Genomic DNA, 18,705 nt, shown 5'->3' with positions numbered 1-18,705 from the left:
GGTAAATCGGTGTTAGATAAAATTAAGCAACAATTGCCCGCCATCAGGTTGGGTAAAAATCAAAAAAGTATTCTCATGGGCGCGGTGGCTATTTTGGTCACCGGTGCGATTATTTTCAGCCTTTGGCGCAGCTCGCAGGGCTATACCGCCTTGTTTGGTTCACAGGAGCATATTCCGGTGACGCAAGTGGTTGAAGTGCTGGACAGCGAGGCGATTGCCTATCGTATTAATCCAGATAATGGCCAAATATTAGTCGCGGAAAACCAACTCGGCAAAGCCCGTATTCTGCTGGCAGCTAAAGGTATTACTGCCACATTGCCGACAGGTTATGAGCTGATGGATCAGGAAACCATGCTCGGCAGTAGCCAGTTTATTCAGAATGTGCGCTACAAACGCAGTCTGGAGGGGGAACTGGCGCAAAGCATCATGGCGCTAACCGCCGTGGATTATGCCCGGGTTCACTTAGGAATGAGTGAGGCCAGTTCTTTTGCCATCAGCAATCGCTCAGAGAGCAGTGCATCGGTCATCTTACGCCTAAAATATGGTCAAACGCTGAAAGCGGAACAGGTGGGGGCCATTGTCCAGTTGGTGGCTGGCAGCATTCCCGGCATGAAAGCGGCTAATGTGCGGGTGGTCGATCAGCACGGTGAGCTGTTGTCAGAAGCCTATCAGGCTAACGACAAGGGAATGACAAATGTGAAAAGTGGTGCCGAATTAGCCCATTATTTACAGAGCACGACCGAGAAGAGTATCGCCAATCTACTTAGCTCCGTGGTCGGTATCAATAACTACCGCATCAGTGTTGCAACCCAACTTGATCTGAGCCGTGTTGAAGAAACGCTGGAACGTTATGGCGCAGAGCCGCGTGTCAGTGATGAGAATATTCAGCAGGAGAACGGCAACGAAGACATGGCGATGGGGATTCCGGGGTCGTTAAGCAATCAGCCCTCCGCTCAGCCGAACAACACCAATGCACCTGCAATGATGAGCCGCAGTCAGGCGCAACGTAAGTATGCCTACGACCGCGATATCCGCCATGTGCGCCATCCGGGTTTTAAGCTGGAAAAAATGACAGTGGCGGTCATTTTGAATAAATCGGCTCCGGCACTGGAGAAATGGACACCAGAACAACTGAATGAATTGAAGCGTTTAATTGAAGATGCTGCCGGTATCGACGTGAAACGGGGTGATTCTCTGACTCTGAATATGCTGGCCTTTACTGCGCCGACAGTGATGGAAGAGTCTGTCATTCCGTGGTGGCAAGATGCGACAACTTTCCGTTGGGCGGAGATCGTGGGTATTGGCTTATTGTCGCTGTTGTTCTTGCTATTCGGTGTGCGGCCATTGATAGCGCGGTTATCACGTCAGGATGATAAGCAGGCCACTTCAGCGATGTCCGAAAACATTGACAGCCTGAATGCGGCAAAGACTGCGGGTGAAAAAGGCACCGCAACAGAAGCGATGTTACCAGCCTCTTCCTTCAAAGAAGATGACAACCTGCCACCGCAAGGCTCTGGCCTGGATATAAAAATCGGTCACTTGCAACAACTGGCTCAGTTAGAAACTGAACGTGTCGCCGAAGTCATTAAACAATGGATTAATAATAATGAACGAATCAAACCTCAATCAGAATGATGATGCGGTGGTGCGTGATGGCGCAACTGCTTCTGCCCCGGTACGCAGCCGTTTAGAGCAGGCAGGGATTTTGCTACTGAGTGTGGGTGAGGAAGCTGCGGCGATGGTGATGCAAAAACTGACGCGCGAGGAAGTGGTGTGTATCAGCCAAACTATGTCTCGCTTGCATGGTGTCAAATTGAACCATGCGCGGCAGGCATTGGATGATTTCTTTGTCGATTACCGTGAACAAAGCGGGATCAACGGCGCTTCCCGCAGTTATCTGCAAGGCATTCTGAGTAAAGCCTTGGGCAGTGATATCTCCAAGAGTGTCATTAATGGCATCTATGGTGATGAAATCCGCCATCGGATGACCCGCTTGCAGTGGGTCGGGACACCGCAACTGGCGGCGTTGATTGAGCAGGAACATCTGCAATTACAGGCGGTATTTTTAGCTTTTCTACCGCCGGATGTCGCCGCCGAGGTCTTGGCCTATCTGGATAAAGGGCGGCAGGACGATGTGCTGTACCGGATTGCCAAGCTCGATGACGTCAACCGCGATGTAGTGGATGAACTGGATCGCCTGATTGAGCGCGGCGTGGCGGTATTGTCAGAGCACGGCTCCAAAGTTTTGGGGATCAAACAAGCGGCGAATATCGTAAACCGCATTCCCGGCAACCAGCAGCAGTTGTTGGAGCAACTGGGAGAACGTGATGAAGAGGTGCTCAATGATCTGAAGGATGAGATGTATGAATTCTTTATCCTCAGCCGCCAAAGTGAGGTCACCTTGCAGCGCTTGATGGATGATATCCCGATGAGTGATTGGGCGATAGCGCTGAAAGGCACTGAACCGGTACTGCGCCAAGCCATTTATGATGTATTGCCAAAGCGCCAGATACAACAGTTGCAAAATGCTACCAATCGGATGGGGGCTGTGCCGGTCAGTCGCGTAGAACATGTACGCAAAGAGATAATGGCACAGGTGCGTGCGCTGGCCGAAGCGGGAGAAATCCAGGTGCAATTGTTTGCTGAACAGACCATGGAGTAAGGCAATGTCGATAAAAAATAGCCTGCGCTTTGGCGGGGCGAAAGTGCGGGTTCATCAGTTCCCGCCATTGCGCCAAATCCGCCAGAATTTACAACCAGACGATACCATGGCACTTGATCCGGCGGCCTATCAAAAACAGCTGATGGAGGGTTTTCAAGAAGGGGTCAGTCAGGGTTTTAATAAAGGGCTGTCTGAGGGGAAAGAGGAGGGATATCAAGAAGGTGTCCGTCTGGGATATGACGACGGGTTGAAAAAAGGGCGGGTAGAAGCGCGACAATCAGAAAGTAACCGATTTAATGAAGCTATCGAGCCATTTACCGGTTATATCGAAAAAATGCATGATTATTTAGGTAGTTATGAAAATCGCCGTCGCGATGAGCTAGTGCAGTTAGTCGAAAAAGTGACGCGTCAGGTGATCCGCTGTGAATTGGCACTGCAACCGGCGCAGTTGCTCGCGTTAGTTGAGGAAGCACTGGCGGCGCAGCCGTCAGTTCCCACGCAACTGAAAGTCTATCTTAACCCCGCCGAGTTGGGCCGCATCAATGATGTTGCGCCAGAAAAGGTTAAACAGTGGGGGCTAATAGCCGATCCGGAGATGGCCAGCGGTGAATGCCGAGTGGTCACCGATACCACGGAAATTGATGTGGGTTGCCAGCATCGTCTGGATCAGTGTGTCGAAGCATTGAAAAGCAGCCTACTGCCGGATCAAGACCATGGGTGAGCTAGCGGCACTTGATAATGCATTGAAATCTATAGATAACATTAACCTGGCTAGAGTGGCTGGCCGCTTAGTACGGGTTAATGGCATTTTGCTGGAGAGTGTCGGTTGCCGTCTGGCGATTGGCCAGCGTTGCCGTGTCGAGAGTGCTGAAGACGTCTTTATTGAGGCACAGGTGGTCGGGTTTGACCGAGAAGTCACTTACTTGATGCCATTCAAGCAACCCGATGGCCTGATGAGTGGTGCGCGGGTATTCCCGTGTGAGCTGGACGGCGAACTGATGGTTGGTGATAGCTGGCTGGGGCGAGTGGTTAATGGCTTGGGTGAGCCGATTGATGGAAAAGGGCCACTTGGTGGTGAGACTCCGCTACAACAGCAATTGCCGCAAATTCACCCGCTTCAGCGCCAGTCCGTCAGCACGCCATTGGATGTCGGGGTCAAAGCCATCAACGGCTTGCTGACTATTGGCAAAGGCCAACGGGTAGGGTTGATGGCGGGCAGTGGTGTCGGTAAAAGTATGCTGCTGGGCATGATGACCCGCTACACCCAGGCGGATGTGGTGGTGGTCGGGCTGATTGGCGAACGTGGCCGAGAAGTGAAGGAGTTTATCGACCACTCATTACAGGCCAGCGGTATGGCAAAATCGGTGGTAATAGCCGCACCGGCAGATGAATCGCCCCTTATGCGCATTAAAGCCACCGAACTGTGCCACTCCGTTGCCACCTATTATCGTGATAAAGGCAAAGACGTGTTACTGCTGGTGGATTCACTCACCCGCTATGCCATGGCGCAGCGAGAAATTGCACTTTCATTGGGGGAGCCTCCGGCGACCAAAGGCTACCCGCCCTCTGCTTTCAGTATTATTCCAAGGTTGGCAGAGAGTGCCGGAAACAGCCACGGCAGCGGCACGATGACCGCTATTTATACTGTGCTGGCAGAAGGTGATGATCAACAAGATCCCATCGTCGATTGCGCCAGGGCAGTATTAGATGGGCACATCGTATTATCGCGTCAATTGGCGGAATCCGGTCACTACCCCGCCATTGATATCGGCCAGTCGATCAGCCGCTGCATGAGCCAGATTTCGCCGCGTGAACAGGTGCAATCGGCCCGTTTACTGAAACAATGCTATGCCGATTATATGGAGATCAAACCCTTGATCCCGCTGGGCGGTTATGTCGCCGGAGCCGATCCGATGGCGGATCGGGCAGTGCAGTATTATCCGGCTATTATCGACTTCCTGCGCCAAGAAGTGGATCAACCCTCGCTCTTACCAGCCACACTGGCGCATCTGAACGCGCTCTATCCACCATCTGATATTCAAACACCTGAGGCCCAATCATGAGTGACAAGCTGATGAATACCCTGCAACAGCTACAGCAATTACGGCAACGGGCGCTTAATCAGACCACCAGTCAATTGGCACAGCAAAAACAGCTGTGCCAGCGTTATCAAAACAATATCAATGCCTTGGCGTCGCTAACCCATTTTGCATTAATGCCCGTGGCTGGGGCGGCTTTGATGAATAATAGCGCCAGTTATAAGCGCAATATTCAGCGCGTTATTGACTGGCAAAAACAGGAGCAGGTGCTGGCAAATATTGAAGTGGGCAAGCTGCAAACGCATTTGCAGCAACAAGCTTGTCGGGAAAAAATCGTGGCGGTGGTATTAGCACAGCAACAGCAGCAGTTTTTGATGGAACGGGGGCGGCGTGAACAAAAAAACACTGATGGCCTGGCCGCGCAATGCTGGCAACGACACCGGGCGGGATAAGGTTATCCGCAATTTGAGCACTCATTTTTGAGTGCTTTTTTATGTTTATTTTTTATTGAAATGTCAGTCACAAGAATAAAGATGTGAAACATTCGCCCTAGCATAATAGCCTATAGCGAATGTTTTTTTGGTATGAATATTCCATAAATTCAATATGATAAAAATCAAAAGCAGCCATTGAAAAAGAGTGGGAAACGTGTGGCTCAACCTGCATATAAAAAATCTGCCGGAGTCTCGGTTAATGAAGACAACAGATCCATCTGCATGGTCAGCAGCAGACTATTATGCTGGTTTTGCTGGCGACAGGCATCGGCGCGTAAACGTAAGTCCGCCCATAATGCGCCGGCATGTTCGCGGTAATGTATCGGTAAACTCGAGAGCAGCTGGTGCATACCTTCTTTATGGGCAGGAAATTGTAAATCTTGCATTAGCCGCCGGCGTTCAGTGGCAGATTTATCAATCATATTATACAGTTCCATCAACTGTAGATTGAGTGCCTCCAGAGCTTCAGCATCATGGCCTATCATCAACTCGCGCTGCTTTACCAATAACTTTTCCAAGGCAATATAGCGTTTGCGATCTTCCTGAATCGCGACCAATAACTGCTGAGTGTTCTGCTGCTGACTATTTTTCACCGGCTGCATAGTTTCGTTAACTCCTGTGGAAGTTCAGCATCGCCCTGGCGATATCGGCTGTATTCAGTGTGATTTTATCGGCCTGAATAGCGGCTTTAGCTGTGGCGACGCGTTCGCTATCAACTTCGGGCATTTTTTGTAATTTGGCATGTAACTCACCGGCCGATGCAGCATGTTGTGTGGTGCTCGCAATCGCCCGCACAGGGGCAATAGCTTGAATTATTAAGGCATTTTCTGTTTTGGCGGCTGGCGCGGCAATCATCATTTGCCGCCGCTGTGCATTAATTTCCATATGAAGTCACCTATAGTCAGTTACCGATTATCTCGTGTTATCGTGGAGGAGGCCTCCACAACCTGATAAAGCGTCACAGTATGGTCAAAACTTAACTCACTGCCGTTAGCCCTAACTGCTGGCAATTCCTAGCATTCTGACTCTGGCGATATCATCAACTATGGCGGTCACTGTGCGCTTGCTGCTGAGATTTTTCACTTTAATCAGCTCCCCTTTGCGGCCATTTTTCAGCGCCTCGCCTAACATGCGAGCTTCAATGCCATCTTGCTCGGCAATCATTAATATTTGCTGACCACGGGTCACTAATATCGGCTGCTCCAATTGGGAGGGAATCACGACTTGCAGCCCACGAATACGACGTTTAACCGTTAGTCCGACTATCTCATCGGGGTCGGTAATATAACCCCCCTGCGCCGTCGAAATATTCTTTTTCTTCAATTCAATATCGGCAGGTGCCACTAATTTACCGCGTTCAAGGGTGCTTTTTGCCACCCAAACCGGCAGATAAATATCGGGTTTTACCGTGACCGAGACTTCCCAGCCTGTCGCGTCAGGACAGCTGATGTCATAACGCAAACGCGAGATATCGCGCTGCCCACTGGCGGGCGCCGTCACTCTTACACCACTCTGACACCACTTATATCGGCTCACTTCTGACGGAATAAAAATATTCATTTTTACCGTATAGCCCTGCCAGTTTTTATTTTTGGCGGTTTGGTTAATGTCAGCGCTGGCTGCATGTAATGCCTGTGTATAAATCTGTTTTCGAGCATGAATGTCAGCGCTGTTTGCTGCTGCTGCATACAGTGAAATCAGGCTAACAGACAGCAGGAATAACCGCCGTGGAATGCGGATGAATACGGGACGGATTGAGGGGAAATAGCGCTTCCCATTGAACAAGGAAAATAATAAAAAATCGTACTTAATCATGATGTTATAAACCTGGCACGTTGTTTGCATTAATGTGAGTGTTCGTGAGTGCAAACTCGTGTTTTAACATCAAATTAGGACGTGTTTTGTGGGCATTGATTTTCAGAAAGCATTAGGGGTTCACCCTGCGGCGATGCAGCTTCGACTTACCAGAGCAGAACTGCTATCGGCCAATCTGGCCAATGTGAATACGCCAAATTTTCAGGCTAAAGATATTGATTTTGGCGCTGAAATGCAACGGGCAAAACAAGGGGGCATCGGGATAGCCTCTCCTCAAGTTAAGTACCGGTTGCCCTATCAACCCTCACAGGATGGCAATACGGTGGCATTGAATGTTGAGCAGGCAGAATTTTCAAAAAATGCTCTCGATTATCAAACCAGTTTGTCATTCCTCAATATGAAGTTGGTCGGCCTGAAACAGGCAATTGAAGGGAAATAGGGATGTCTTTTAACAATATTTATCGGATATCAGGTTCGGCCATGACGGCCCAGACCATCAGGCTTAATACCATCGCCAGCAACCTGGCGAATGCAGAGTCACCTGCGGCCTCGGCGGCAGAGGCTTACAAAGCGCGCAGTCCGATATTTTCTGCGATTTATTCACCTCGCAGTGCGGCTAATCCTCGTGGCGTTACTGGGGCGCAAGTACAGGTGTTAGATGTGGTTGAAGTGGGAGAGGCGGTACAGCGGTATGAACCTAATCACCCGCTGGCTAACCCGCAAGGTTATGTCTTTTATCCGGCAGTCAATGTGGTGTCCGAAATGGCTGACATGATGTCGGCATCACGCAGCTTTGAGACCAATGTTGAAGTTCTCAACAGCGTCAAAAGCATGCAGCAAAGTGTATTAAAGCTCGGAGAGCGCTAATCATGAATATTAATGAAAGCAGCAGGTTGTCAAAAAACAGTCATAGCTCTCAGATAGCGGAGAGTGAGTTACCCAAAGGTGAAGAACTGAATAACCAGTTCATGAAGTTATTGGTGGCGCAGATTCAGAATCAGGACCCCCTGAACCCCATGGATGGCACTGAGTTTGTCAGCCAAATGGCGCAGCTTTCACAGGTTCAATCCACCGAAAACATGGCCAAGATGTTGCAGAGCAACACTGTGCAGATGGAGAGAGTACAGGCAATGGCGACCGCCAATATGGTGGGGCAGCAGGTGATGGTGGAAAGTGATGAAGTTGAGTTGGGGACACAAATCCAAAATGGGCGGCTGACATTAGAACATGCCGCATCACCGTTGGTGATTCACTTGGTTGATGGTCTGGGGCAGGAGCATCAAATTAGTTTGGGTCAGCAAGCGGCGGGCAGTGTCAATTTCACCATTGATCCGGCCAAACACAATCTTAAACCCGGCAACTACAAACTCAGTGCAGTTAGCAGCAGTGGGGAAGAATTCATTCCGTTGGAATTAGCCGGTGCGGTGAACAATGTGCGTATTCCACAACATGGTGGCGCAGCGCAAGTAAATATCGCCGGTATTGGCGATGTGCCTTACCACAAAATCAAACAGTTTGGTGCTTAACGCCACTTTTCCCAATAACCCATTATTTTACAAGAGAATTATTTTATGAGTTTTAGTATTGCCAATACCGGCCTGAGCGCGGTGACTGAACAGTTGAACAGCATCAGTAACAATATTGCCAACTCGGCCACCAAGGGTTTTAAGTCGGGCCGAACTGAGTTTTCCTCTATGTATGCTCAATCGCAGCCATTAGGTGTGGGGGTTAGCGGGACTTCGCAAAGTATCCAAAAAGAAGGCTCGATTGATCGAACGGGTAACGCGATGGATTTGGCGATTTCAGGTAGCGGCTTTTTTGTGGTGAAAAACAACAATGGTGAGGATGCATACACTCGTGCCGGGATGTTCACCACGGATAATAATGGTGTATTGGTCAATGCTAGCGGCATGAAATTGCAAGGTTATCCCGCTGATGCTGCCGGTAATGTACAAACCGGTATCATCGGTGATTTGAAGATAAGCACCACTGGCTTGCCCGCTAAAGCGACCAGCAAACTGGACTTTATGGCTAACTTGCCCGCCAGTGACACTCCTCCCGCCAACACGACGTTCACTCCGAGTGATAAAGATTCGTACAACTATATGTCCACGTCGACAGCTTATGACTCCTTGGGCCGTGAACATTTAGTAACGCAATATTTTGTTAAAAGCGCCAATCCGGGCGAGTGGAAAGTGCATTACGGCGTTGACGGGACTACTCTTCTGGCAACGTCGCCAGCACCGCTGCAAAATACGCTAACATTCAATACCTCAGGGGTATTGACTGCGGGTAACAGCCAAACCATTACAGGGCCTTACTCCGCAGCTGGCGCGGAAAATTACAATATTACTCTTGATTACACCGGTACCACTCAGTTCCAATCTGAATTTCTTCCTACCCTGAATAAAGGCAATGGCTACACGGCGGGCACTAAAAATGGTGAGCGCATTGAAAGTGATGGCTCGGTATACGCCACTTTTAGTAATGATGAGCGGATGCTGCAAGGCAAATTGGCATTAGCAAATTTTGCCAATCCTAATGGGTTAGCTGCGCAGAATGGCACCACTTGGAGTGTCACTGGCAAGTCGGGTGGACCACTCTTAGGTGCGCCCGGTACGGGGTTGTTAGGTGGCATCAAAGTGGGTGCTTTGGAATCCTCCAACGTCGATTTAACCACTGAATTGGTCGGTTTGATGACCGCGCAACGTAATTACCAGGCGAATACCAAAATCATCAGCACCAATGACAGCATGATGAATGCACTGTTCCAGGTGCTGTAATGGACAAACTTCTCTATACCGCCGTCAGCGGGGCCAACCGCAGCCTGACACAACAACAGATTCATGCCAATAACTTGGCTAACGTCAACACGCATGGGTTCCGTGCTGATCTGGAACGCGCGACGGCGACACAGGTGCCGGGCGGCGGTTATAACAGCCGTGTAGCGGTGCTCAGCCAAAATGCTGGTGTAGATATGAGCGCGGGCAGTTTGCAAGAAACTGGTCGTGAATTGGATATCGCTATTAAAGACCGTGGGTTGATTGCGGTGCTCAGTGGTGGCCGCGAGGTTTACACCCGTAATGGCCAGATGGATATTGGCCCAGACGGCGATTTAACCATCAATGGCTTGCCAGTATTAGGCGATGGCGGCCCTATTGTATTGCCACCTTACTCGTCGGTGTCGGTCGCTGATGACGGCACTATTGCCATTATCCCGCAAGACGGCGGTATCAAGACACCGGCGGAAGTTGATCGCATCAAGCTGGTGGATATTCCCGCTAATCAATTGAGCAAAAATAACCGTGGCTTATTGGTCAACCGCCGTGGTGCCGCAGCACGAGACGAGAATGTCCAACTAGTGAGTAAGCATTTGGAAAGCAGCAATATTTCCGCTATCAGCGAAATGACCGCCAGTATTTCCCTCAGCCGTCAGTTTGAAGCGCAAATCAAAATGATGAAAGTGGCGGAAGAGCTGGCGCAATCCGGTAATCGGATCATCCGTGGCAGCTAATACCGCTTTCAGCACAACGTTATTCCATGGATCGTTATTTCATTGATATAGAAATTAGGGAGCAGTCATTATGAATTCAGCTTTATGGGTCAGTAAAACCGGTTTGGCAGCACAAGATGCCAAAATGAACGCCATTTCGAACAACCTGGCTAACGTGAATACCGACGGTTTTAAACGCGATCGTGTGGTGTTTGAAGATCTGTTCTACCAGAACCAGCGCACCCCCGGCGCACCATTGGATCAAAACAATGCGACACCGAACGGCATTCAGTTTGGTAGCGGCGTCAAAGTGGTGGGGACACAAAAGCAATTTACCGTTGGCAATATTAAGGTCACCAACAGTGATTTTGATGTAGCCATTGTGGGCCAAGGATTTTTCCAGGTTGAAACTTCCGATGGCGGCATTGCTTACACCCGTGCCGGTAATTTTTCCCTCAATGCTGATGGGGTACTGACCAATGCGCAAGGTATGCCATTGGTACCACAAATAGAGATGCCAGCAGGTGCCAGAGATCTAGCGATCGCCAAAGATGGCACGGTAAGTGCCCGCATCGGGGGAGAGGCAGAATTCGCTGAACTGGGGCAAATCACCTTGGTCAACTTTGTCAATCCGGCCGGTTTGGAAGCGGTGGGCGGAAATATTTATAAAGAAACCGTTGCCAGCGGTACCGCAACGGAAGGTGTTGCAGGGGAAGAGTCCTTTGGCGCACTGGCGCATAAATCACTGGAAGGCTCCAATGTGCAAGTGGTCGAAGAAATGGTCGACATGATAACCGTACAGCGAGCTTATGAGATGAACGCCAAAATGGTCTCTGCTGCCGACGACATGCTGAAGTTTGTCACTCAGAAGCTGTAATTGGCCGTCGCCTCCGTTGAAAAGTGAATGATGCATGAAAAGGTTTTTATTATTAACACCATTGATGCTGGCGTTGAGCGGTTGTGAAACTCCAGCGCTGCTGGTGCAGAAAGACGATGCTGCTTTTGCACCGCCGGCCAATTTGATCCAGCCGACCACGGTTAAAGAAGGTGGTGGGCTGTTCCAGCCCGCGTACAACTGGTCACTATTGCAGGACCGGCGTGCGTATCGGATCGGTGACATTCTGACGGTCAAGTTGGATGAATCCACTCAATCCAGTAAGCAGGCTAAAACTAACTTTGGCAAAAAAAACGACATGAGCTTGGGTATCCCCGAGATCTTGGGGAAAAAGCTGAACAAGCTGGGGGGATCGATATCCGGCAAGCGTGATTTTGACGGCAGTGCCAATTCGGCGCAGCAGAATATGTTACGTGGCTCGATTACGGTCGCGGTACATCAGGTATTGCCGAATGGAGTATTGGTTATCCGTGGCGAAAAGTGGCTGACTCTCAATCAAGGCGATGAATATATGCGCGTGACCGGATTAGTCCGGGCCGATGATGTTGAGCGGGATAATTCAGTCTCTTCTCAGCGAATCGCCAATGCGCGTATTTCCTACGCTGGCCGCGGCGCGCTTAGTGATGCTAACTCCGCCGGTTGGTTAACGCGCTTCTTTAACCACCCATTATTTCCTATCTAACCAGGAATCAATATGTTACGACGTTATTTTGTGCTGATTGGGTTGTGGTGTGCTCTGCCCGCCGCGATAGCACAACCACTGGGATCACTGGTGGATATTCAAGGGGTGCGTGGCAACCAGCTGGTGGGCTACAGCCTGGTGGTGGGGCTTGACGGCTCTGGCGATAAAAACCAGGTGAAATTTACCGGCCAATCAATGGCTAACATGCTGCGCCAGTTTGGTGTGCAACTGCCAGAAAAAATGGATCCCAAGGTGAAGAACGTGGCGGCGGTAGCGATCAGCGCCACCCTGCCACCGGGTTATGCGCGCGGCCAATCTATTGATATCACCGTATCGTCTATTGGTGATGCCAAAAGCTTGCGCGGCGGTACTTTGCTATTAACCCAATTGCGCGGTGCCGATGGCGAAATTTATGCATTAGCACAGGGCAACGTGATTGTGGGAGGGATGAAAGCTGAAGCGAATAGTGGTTCCAGCGTGACGGTCAATACCGCCACAGTGGGGCGCATCCCCAATGGAGGCAGTATTGAGCGCGAAATTCCGAGTGATTTCCAAAGCAATAGCCAGGTAGTGCTTAACCTGAAACGGCCGAGCTTTAAATCAGCCAACAATGTGGCATTGGCACTGAACCGTGCTTTTGGCTCTAACACTGCAGTGGCGCAAAGTGCCACTAACGTGATGGTCAATGCACCACAAGATGCGGGGGCACGGGTGGCCTTTATGTCCTTGTTGGAAGATGTGCAAATCAACGCCGGTAAGCAGTCACCACGGGTGGTGTTCAATGCTCGCACCGGGACAGTGGTCATTGGCGAAGGTGTCAGGGTGCGCTCTGCCGCCGTTTCGCATGGCAATCTGACGGTCAGTATCCGTGAGAAGAAAAATGTCAGCCAACCTAATGTGCTTGGAGGGGGAAAAACCGTCACCACGCCAGAAAGTGACATTGAAGTGACCAAGGGACGCAATCAAATGGTTATCGTCCCTACGGGAACTCGCTTGCGTAGCATCGTCAACACTATCAATAGTTTAGGAGCTTCTCCTGATGACATTATGGCCATCTTACAAGCTTTGCATGAAGCCGGGGCACTGGATGCGGAACTGGTCGTAATTTAAGGATGACAGATGATTGACGCAATAAGTAAATCAGCCCCGGTGGTGCCGGGGAGCTTTACCGGAGAGCTACTGCCACAAGATCTTGAGCAGGCCGCAGTGCAGTTTGAGGCGGTATTTATGCGCACCTTACTGGCGCAAATGCGCAAAGCGGCTGAAGCATTGGCTGCCGACGACGACCCATTTAACAGTAAACAGCAGCGCATGATGCGGGATTTTTATGATGACAAACTGGCCTCCACTCTGGCCTCGCAGCGCAGTAGTGGTATCGCTCATTTACTGATTCAGCAGTTAGGTGGGAAATAGCGCGGCTGATTACCCCCTGGGTCATTGGGGCCACAGGGGGCTGTTATTCATATTTAAGTTTGGCCGCTAATTGACCGCTTTTTGCTACTAACGTGTATCTATTATTTAATTGATTACAGCAGGGAATATCATGAATTTCACCAAAATTGCACAAAGTGGCTTACAGGCGGCTCAAGCCAGTCTCTCTGCGGCTGCAATGAACTTATCTAATGTGAATACGCCGGGTTATAGCCGCCAGCGCGCTGAACAAAGTGCGGTTAACGCCAGTGGAAATAGTGCTTACAGCGCCGGTAATGGGGTTAATGTCGATGCTTTTAAACGCTTATCTGAGCAGTATCTGGTGAGTGAAGAGTGGAAGGCGAGCAGTAATAATAAATTTTTTAGCGCCCCTCAAAACGCTCTCAGCAAATTGGAGCATTCACTGGGTGATGAAAATACCGGTTTAGCGGCGGGGATGCGAGCATTCTTTAATAGCCTGTCATCAGCATCAAATAACCCGTCTTCACTTGCTTATCGTGAACAAGTGGTGAATGAAGCCAAATCTCTGGCGCTGAATTTTAATTATTTCCATCAATCAGCTCAGGAGCAGAAACAGATTATTGCCACTCAACGAACAGCGATAATTAGCCAAGTTAATAATTTAACCAAGAGTATTGCTGAATATAACCAAAAAATTGTCAAGCTAAGTTCTGACGGTACCAATACCAATGTATTACAAGATCAGCGAGATCAACTGGTCAAAAAGTTAAGCGAAATGGTTGAAGTTCGTGTTATTGCGGAGACAGATGGCCGCTATAACATCTCGATGAAAGATGGCACACCATTAATTAATGGGCAGACAGTAGCAACATTAGCGTTAAATACGAGTAGCGCACAGCCACAGATAGATATCCATTTTGCTGGTAATAGTGCGGAAATAAATATGTCTTGTGGTGCCAGCCTTGGCTCGATTAATAACTATGAACAAGGTTTATTAAAAGAGACTGAAAATATTGTACAAGGAATGGCGCAGTTATTAACCACTGAGGTTAATACCCAGTTAGCCGCGGGCTATGATTTAGGCGGTACAGCCGGTGCTGCATTATTTTCATTTGATGCTTCCAATCCGACTGGAATGTTATCTGTTACTGATATTAAGCCGAGCGAATTAGGTTTTTCGGATAATGCAAGTAACGTAGGAAATGCGACTAACTTACATGCATTATTAGCATTAAAAGATAAGGCTGTCACTATTTCTGGTATCGGGCCAACCAGTTTGTCAGATGCCGGTACGGCATTGGTTGGAAAGGTTGCCTTTGCCAGTAGCAATAATCAGCAGTTAATCACACAGACTGAAAATGTACTCAGTAGCGTAAGATTAAATCGGGATAGTCTAAGTAGTGTCGATAGCGACGAAGAAGGAAATAATATTTTAGAGTACAGCAAAGCGTATCGGGCTAATATGAAAGTTATTTCTATTGGTGAGCAGCTTTTCTCTGACTTTCTGGCACTCATGCGCTGAATATATAAAATATGGATTTAAAAATAGAGGTAAATAATGAGAATCACTAATGCCAGCATGTCCAGGATAATGATGGACAATATAGCAAATCGTACGGTTGAATATGCAAAACTAGATGGGCAACTAACCAGCGGTAAACGAGTCAATAATATATCAGATGACCCTGTTGCCAGTATGCAATTGGTTCAATTAGAAAACTCAAAATCAGATGTCAGCCAATATAAAACCAATGTCGTCCGTTTGTCGGGGAACTATTCTGTACAAGAGGCTAGTTTAAACTCACTGGACAACCAATTACTCGTGGTGCGTGATAAAATGCTGGCCGCTAAAAATGGTAATCATTCTGCTACAGAGTCTGCAACCTTTGGCCGAGAAATAAATCTGTTACTAGATGGGATAATGTCTGGTCTCAATACTAAAAACTCCGAAGGTAATTATTTATTTTCTGGAACTAAAAGTAATATTAAACCTGTTGAATATGATAATGCCACACAAACATATACTTTTAAGGGTAACAATGAGCGGCGTGATGCAGTAGTCGGTAATGGCATTACCTTACAAGAAAATACTGATCTAAGTAGCGCGCTTTCAACATCATCGAATAATTTAGAAATATTGACTAATTTAAAAAAATTAGCCAATAAAATGATTGATTCGAGTATTACACCGATTACTTATAACCAAGAAATTAGTAATAACCTGGCGGCTATCGAAATGGCAGCTAAAAAAATTGGTGGGATGGTCACTGAGTTGGGGGCTAAACAAAATCGTCTTGATCATTTGTCTAATCTTCATGATGACGTTGAAATTGTGAATGCTAATCTGGAAAAGGATTTAGCGGGAATTGACCTATTGAAGGTCAATGCTGCTATGCAGAGTAATTTTTTATCAACAAAAATTGCCCATAGTATGCAGGCAAAAATAAGTCAGTTATCCCTTTTTAACTATATTTAGGCTAGAAATTTATGCAAGTAAGATCCTCCAGTGTTAGCCCCGGCATTGCCACCGGGCTAACCGTTAATAAACGCATTGGCGTTGAACAATCTCAGCAGATAAAGCCGCTAAAGCCGCGGGTAACGCCGGCTGCCTTTCCAGAGTCTGGCTATCTTTCGACAGAACCTTTGCGTTACAACGTGCAACTTAATAGCCAATTAACCAGTTTGCAGCAGGCGGATCACTATTTATTAGCGACAGAACGTCAATTGTCAGAGCTTCAACAGGCTATCAGCCATAACCCAAAGGCAATTAAGCAGCAGTCGCTGAAATTGTTATCGTGGTTGGAACAAAGAGAAATTGCCTCAGGTAATACAATTGATCGACAGCTCAATATATCCTTAGAAGAAAACCCTAAAGTTAATTTTACCTTTAAGGAGGCCAATAAGCTGTTGCTGGCGTCAGAGGATGAGACTTTGTTGTTTTCATTAGCCGATGCTGCCAATAGTGTTGTAGCGGTCAAACTTATTGGGCAAAGTTCAGCTAAACACAAAATACTGCAACTCAATAAAGGGTTAGGGCGCTTGGGTATTCACGGTAAACTTGATAATGACGGCCAATTGGCATTCCAGACTGATGAGAAACACTGGCAACGATTAAGCCAGAATTTGACTGTGCGCGGAGAAGGTTCGCATTATCCAGCAGACAAATTCCAATCTGTTGAATTACAGGCCGAGAGTGTATTGGCGGATAAGGTAAAAGAGATTATCGGTCAGCCGTTTATAGCTAAAGAATACATTGAAGATCTACAACAGACATTAACACATATTACTGGCGAATTGCGCCAACTGAATAAATTCAAGAATAATGCTCGTGAACGGGTGGCAGGAATGGCCGGTATTATCCAACCTAACAGTGCAATATCTATTGCGGAGCGATTGGCACACAAACAATTTTCCGAGCGCCCATCTTATGCAACACTATCACATAGTGGTCAAGGCTATCTTCATAGTGCCATTGTCAAAAACTTATTTGTAAAATAATTTTTATTTAACAATAGTAGCCAACATACATGCGGCTTAAAGTATGACGGATATAGGGGAAATTAATCTTTCCCCTTTGTCATATTACTTTCATCCAGAAATATTCCACTCAATCCGTAAAGCAATGGCTGACCGGCTACTGTCATCGGTGTCATAAAAATATTGTTATGGGTCATATAGTCCATAAAACCATCAATCATGCGCCCTGATGTCGGGTTGTTATAGAATATTGGCGTATATTTGAAGTTAACTTGTTGGTTTTTAGCCGCTTCTACGGTGAATTTTCCCTTAAAAATAAATCTATTGTCATTTGGGTTGGTTATTGTACTGATCACTGCGCCATGGGTTGATGTAATACGGACATCGTAGATCTCTTTTTTATGAGATAACAGGTCATAGAACCCCATTTGCATCTCGCTATGAGGAGTCATAGAGATATCATCGCTGTGTGTGAGCGCCAATGCAGTAAATGACACACCACATATCAGCAAAATAGGGCTAATTTTAGCAGGCAGGAATTTCATTTATTTTTCTCTCAGTTTCATCATAGATGACGTTATTCAACAAATTGTCGTCTTGCCGCCAATGGTAAATCGTCATATTAAGCTGTTTTTTATCACATTGCGTTTCAACTGAAATAGTGTAATCCAGCCGCCGCAGGGATATATGGTAATAAATAGTCAAATGTGCATCTTTAATTTTAAGGTCTTTATCGATTCTATACAGCGTATCTTTTAGCCGGATATACAGATTGTCGGCATTTTGCTTATCAAAACGGCTGTCATCAATCTGAAACATCCTGATATTGCTATAAGTTCCTTGCTCTTGTTCTGTTGCTTGATAAGTTGCGGCACTCTGCCCTTGAAAGGTTAAATAGAGTGCTATGCAGCAGCCAATAGTGATAATCGCCAGTAAACCGAATAGCTTTTTAGTTTTTTTTGCTGTTCCGGGGGGCTGGGTAGAATTTGTTGTCAGTATTGCAACCGGAGGGGAAACCAGTGGTAACTCAGTGGCGATTTTTTCTGGTGATTCGCTATCCGTACTTAAGAGCTGATGATGAGATAAACCGGCACCCTCTGCTGATGAATTATTCATTTCTTGCGGCGTTTCACGATTTTCTGCCACAGTCTTAAGTAAGGTTTGATCGGCATTCTCGGAAAGATTGTGATTAACCATTAATGGGTCATCAGCGATTTCAACATCACTTAACGCAGGGGGGGCTTCATCTTCTTCAATAATTTCACAGTAAGTCGCGTCTAATAAATAACCGATTTTAGGGATGGTTTGAATAATACGCTGCTGCTTTTTATCATCCCCCAAAGCAACACGCAAAGTGTGGACGGCATTCGGCAAACTATTATTACCAATAACTCGGCGTTTCCAGACTAAATTGGTCAGTTCATCCCGCGAGAGAATTTGTCCGGAATGTTGCAGTAGCACACTTAGCAGCTTAACTTGATATTCGCCCAGGCGCTTTTGTTCACCGGTTTCCTGATGACTGATAAAACCGGATGAGAGGTCAATAGACCATTTATTAACAATATATTGGCACTTTTTCATTTTAATGTTCGCAGGAATAATCTGAGGAAGCAGATGACCATTATAAAGTTAAGGTTATTTAGTCATTAACGATAAATAGCATACCAAAATCTACCTAGAGTAAAAATTTTTATCCGTATAGTACTGATCTCAATTAAAATATTTGTGTAGAATGCTGCTGTACTATCAAATTTAT

General features: G+C 47.4%; 22 protein-coding genes. 17 read left to right on the top strand and 5 right to left on the bottom strand.

Annotation, left to right across the window (positions count from 1 at the left end; genetic code table 11):
- Positions 1–9 precede the first annotated feature (9 nt).
- From fliF to fliJ, 5 genes are read left to right on the top strand one after another with little or no spacing between them, the layout of a single operon-like run.
- Positions 10–1,635 (top strand): flagellar basal-body MS-ring/collar protein FliF, encoded by a 1,626-nt coding sequence (fliF, locus tag DXZ79_RS16995; protein ID WP_038639123.1) that lies wholly within the window; start codon positions 10–12, stop codon positions 1,633–1,635.
- Positions 1,607–2,662: a flagellar motor switch protein FliG gene (locus DXZ79_RS16990; RefSeq protein ID WP_038639125.1), complete on the top strand. Its 1,056-nt coding sequence runs from the start codon at positions 1,607–1,609 to the stop codon at positions 2,660–2,662. The genes fliF and DXZ79_RS16990 overlap by 29 nt, the downstream gene beginning before the upstream one ends.
- A gap of 4 nt (positions 2,663–2,666) precedes the next feature.
- Entirely contained in the window at positions 2,667–3,383 is a 717-nt protein-coding gene (gene fliH, locus DXZ79_RS16985; RefSeq protein ID WP_038639128.1) for a flagellar assembly protein FliH, read from the top strand.
- Positions 3,376–4,725, top strand: coding sequence for a flagellar protein export ATPase FliI (gene fliI / locus DXZ79_RS16980; RefSeq protein ID WP_038639131.1), 1,350 nt, complete (start codon positions 3,376–3,378; stop codon positions 4,723–4,725). The genes fliH and fliI overlap by 8 nt, the downstream gene beginning before the upstream one ends.
- Positions 4,722–5,153: a flagellar export protein FliJ gene (fliJ, locus tag DXZ79_RS16975; protein WP_038639133.1), complete on the top strand. Its 432-nt coding sequence runs from the start codon at positions 4,722–4,724 to the stop codon at positions 5,151–5,153. The genes fliI and fliJ overlap by 4 nt, the downstream gene beginning before the upstream one ends.
- Positions 5,154–5,356: 203 nt before the next feature.
- Here fliJ and flgN read toward each other — a convergent pair whose 3' ends face one another.
- From flgN to flgA, 3 genes are all read right to left on the bottom strand, one after another.
- Positions 5,357–5,797 carry a flagellar export chaperone FlgN gene (flgN, locus tag DXZ79_RS16970; RefSeq protein ID WP_038639136.1) on the bottom strand — a complete coding sequence of 147 codons (441 nt, stop codon included), beginning with the start codon at positions 5,795–5,797 and terminating at the stop codon, positions 5,357–5,359.
- Between the two features lie 7 nt (positions 5,798–5,804).
- Positions 5,805–6,080, bottom strand: coding sequence for a flagellar biosynthesis anti-sigma factor FlgM (locus tag DXZ79_RS16965; protein WP_038639138.1), 276 nt, complete (start codon positions 6,078–6,080; stop codon positions 5,805–5,807).
- A gap of 111 nt (positions 6,081–6,191) precedes the next feature.
- Positions 6,192–7,010, bottom strand: coding sequence for a flagellar basal body P-ring formation chaperone FlgA (gene flgA / locus DXZ79_RS16960; protein ID WP_120011480.1), 819 nt, complete (start codon positions 7,008–7,010; stop codon positions 6,192–6,194).
- A gap of 88 nt (positions 7,011–7,098) precedes the next feature.
- Between flgA and DXZ79_RS16955 the strand changes: the two genes are divergently transcribed.
- The 12 genes from DXZ79_RS16955 to DXZ79_RS16900 all read left to right on the top strand — a co-directional run bounded on the left by DXZ79_RS16955 (position 7,099) and on the right by DXZ79_RS16900 (position 16,970).
- On the top strand, positions 7,099–7,449 hold the full coding sequence (locus DXZ79_RS16955; RefSeq protein ID WP_038639144.1) for a flagellar basal body protein: 351 nt from the start codon (positions 7,099–7,101) through the stop codon (positions 7,447–7,449).
- 2 nt (positions 7,450–7,451) lie between these two features.
- Complete coding sequence (gene flgC, locus DXZ79_RS16950; RefSeq protein WP_038639147.1) at positions 7,452–7,877, top strand: flagellar basal body rod protein FlgC; 426 nt, start codon at positions 7,452–7,454, stop codon at positions 7,875–7,877.
- 2 nt (positions 7,878–7,879) lie between these two features.
- Positions 7,880–8,536: a flagellar hook assembly protein FlgD gene (flgD, locus tag DXZ79_RS16945; RefSeq protein ID WP_038639150.1), complete on the top strand. Its 657-nt coding sequence runs from the start codon at positions 7,880–7,882 to the stop codon at positions 8,534–8,536.
- Between the two features lie 45 nt (positions 8,537–8,581).
- Positions 8,582–9,793: a flagellar hook protein FlgE gene (gene flgE, locus DXZ79_RS16940; RefSeq protein ID WP_038639152.1), complete on the top strand. Its 1,212-nt coding sequence runs from the start codon at positions 8,582–8,584 to the stop codon at positions 9,791–9,793.
- Positions 9,793–10,524: a flagellar basal-body rod protein FlgF gene (gene flgF, locus DXZ79_RS16935; protein ID WP_120011479.1), complete on the top strand. Its 732-nt coding sequence runs from the start codon at positions 9,793–9,795 to the stop codon at positions 10,522–10,524. Before flgE ends, flgF begins: the two co-directional genes overlap by 1 nt.
- 70 nt (positions 10,525–10,594) lie before the next feature.
- Positions 10,595–11,380: a flagellar basal-body rod protein FlgG gene (flgG, locus tag DXZ79_RS16930; protein ID WP_038639158.1), complete on the top strand. Its 786-nt coding sequence runs from the start codon at positions 10,595–10,597 to the stop codon at positions 11,378–11,380.
- Between the two features lie 34 nt (positions 11,381–11,414).
- Positions 11,415–12,080: a flagellar basal body L-ring protein FlgH gene (flgH, locus tag DXZ79_RS16925; protein WP_038639162.1), complete on the top strand. Its 666-nt coding sequence runs from the start codon at positions 11,415–11,417 to the stop codon at positions 12,078–12,080.
- Between the two features lie 12 nt (positions 12,081–12,092).
- Positions 12,093–13,190 carry a flagellar basal body P-ring protein FlgI gene (locus DXZ79_RS16920; RefSeq protein ID WP_038639165.1) on the top strand — a complete coding sequence of 366 codons (1,098 nt, stop codon included), beginning with the start codon at positions 12,093–12,095 and terminating at the stop codon, positions 13,188–13,190.
- A gap of 9 nt (positions 13,191–13,199) precedes the next feature.
- Positions 13,200–13,493 carry a rod-binding protein gene (locus DXZ79_RS16915; protein WP_038639167.1) on the top strand — a complete coding sequence of 98 codons (294 nt, stop codon included), beginning with the start codon at positions 13,200–13,202 and terminating at the stop codon, positions 13,491–13,493.
- 130 nt (positions 13,494–13,623) lie between these two features.
- The gene (flgK, locus tag DXZ79_RS16910; RefSeq protein WP_038639170.1) at positions 13,624–14,994 is read left to right on the top strand and encodes a flagellar hook-associated protein FlgK; all 1,371 of its coding nucleotides are present in this window, start codon (positions 13,624–13,626) and stop codon (positions 14,992–14,994) included.
- A gap of 36 nt (positions 14,995–15,030) precedes the next feature.
- Entirely contained in the window at positions 15,031–15,948 is a 918-nt protein-coding gene (locus DXZ79_RS16905; protein WP_120011477.1) for a flagellin N-terminal helical domain-containing protein, read from the top strand.
- Between the two features lie 11 nt (positions 15,949–15,959).
- Positions 15,960–16,970 (top strand): hypothetical protein, encoded by a 1,011-nt coding sequence (locus DXZ79_RS16900; RefSeq protein ID WP_120011476.1) that lies wholly within the window; start codon positions 15,960–15,962, stop codon positions 16,968–16,970.
- A gap of 62 nt (positions 16,971–17,032) precedes the next feature.
- Here DXZ79_RS16900 and DXZ79_RS16895 read toward each other — a convergent pair whose 3' ends face one another.
- Entirely contained in the window at positions 17,033–17,494 is a 462-nt protein-coding gene (locus DXZ79_RS16895) for a hypothetical protein (protein WP_038639179.1), read from the bottom strand.
- Positions 17,475–18,530 carry a winged helix-turn-helix domain-containing protein gene (locus tag DXZ79_RS16890; RefSeq protein WP_038639182.1) on the bottom strand — a complete coding sequence of 352 codons (1,056 nt, stop codon included), beginning with the start codon at positions 18,528–18,530 and terminating at the stop codon, positions 17,475–17,477. The genes DXZ79_RS16895 and DXZ79_RS16890 overlap by 20 nt, the downstream gene beginning before the upstream one ends.
- Positions 18,531–18,705 lie beyond the last annotated feature (175 nt).

The sequence above is a fragment of the Yersinia rochesterensis genome (assembly GCF_003600645.1).
GTDB lineage: Bacteria > Pseudomonadota > Gammaproteobacteria > Enterobacterales > Enterobacteriaceae > Yersinia > Yersinia rochesterensis.
Note: the sequence above shows the minus strand (reverse complement) of the source record. Positions and strands in the feature narration are given on the sequence as shown.

Coding starts and splice junctions, on each gene's coding strand:
- DXZ79_RS16920 (WP_038639165.1), top strand. CDS start 12,093: ATGTTACGACGTTATTTTGTGCTGATTGGGTTGTGGTGTGCTCTGCCC.
- flgC (WP_038639147.1), top strand. CDS start 7,452: ATGTCTTTTAACAATATTTATCGGATATCAGGTTCGGCCATGACGGCC.
- flgG (WP_038639158.1), top strand. CDS start 10,595: ATGAATTCAGCTTTATGGGTCAGTAAAACCGGTTTGGCAGCACAAGAT.
- DXZ79_RS16990 (WP_038639125.1), top strand. CDS start 1,607: ATGAACGAATCAAACCTCAATCAGAATGATGATGCGGTGGTGCGTGAT.
- DXZ79_RS16905 (WP_120011477.1), top strand. CDS start 15,031: ATGAGAATCACTAATGCCAGCATGTCCAGGATAATGATGGACAATATA.
- flgK (WP_038639170.1), top strand. CDS start 13,624: ATGAATTTCACCAAAATTGCACAAAGTGGCTTACAGGCGGCTCAAGCC.
- DXZ79_RS16895 (WP_038639179.1), bottom strand. CDS start 17,494: ATGAAATTCCTGCCTGCTAAAATTAGCCCTATTTTGCTGATATGTGGT.
- fliH (WP_038639128.1), top strand. CDS start 2,667: ATGTCGATAAAAAATAGCCTGCGCTTTGGCGGGGCGAAAGTGCGGGTT.
- DXZ79_RS16900 (WP_120011476.1), top strand. CDS start 15,960: ATGCAAGTAAGATCCTCCAGTGTTAGCCCCGGCATTGCCACCGGGCTA.
- flgF (WP_120011479.1), top strand. CDS start 9,793: ATGGACAAACTTCTCTATACCGCCGTCAGCGGGGCCAACCGCAGCCTG.
- fliI (WP_038639131.1), top strand. CDS start 3,376: ATGGGTGAGCTAGCGGCACTTGATAATGCATTGAAATCTATAGATAAC.
- fliJ (WP_038639133.1), top strand. CDS start 4,722: ATGAGTGACAAGCTGATGAATACCCTGCAACAGCTACAGCAATTACGG.
- flgN (WP_038639136.1), bottom strand. CDS start 5,797: ATGCAGCCGGTGAAAAATAGTCAGCAGCAGAACACTCAGCAGTTATTG.
- flgD (WP_038639150.1), top strand. CDS start 7,880: ATGAATATTAATGAAAGCAGCAGGTTGTCAAAAAACAGTCATAGCTCT.
- flgH (WP_038639162.1), top strand. CDS start 11,415: ATGAAAAGGTTTTTATTATTAACACCATTGATGCTGGCGTTGAGCGGT.
- flgA (WP_120011480.1), bottom strand. CDS start 7,010: ATGATTAAGTACGATTTTTTATTATTTTCCTTGTTCAATGGGAAGCGC.
- DXZ79_RS16965 (WP_038639138.1), bottom strand. CDS start 6,080: ATGGAAATTAATGCACAGCGGCGGCAAATGATGATTGCCGCGCCAGCC.
- flgE (WP_038639152.1), top strand. CDS start 8,582: ATGAGTTTTAGTATTGCCAATACCGGCCTGAGCGCGGTGACTGAACAG.
- DXZ79_RS16915 (WP_038639167.1), top strand. CDS start 13,200: ATGATTGACGCAATAAGTAAATCAGCCCCGGTGGTGCCGGGGAGCTTT.
- DXZ79_RS16890 (WP_038639182.1), bottom strand. CDS start 18,530: ATGAAAAAGTGCCAATATATTGTTAATAAATGGTCTATTGACCTCTCA.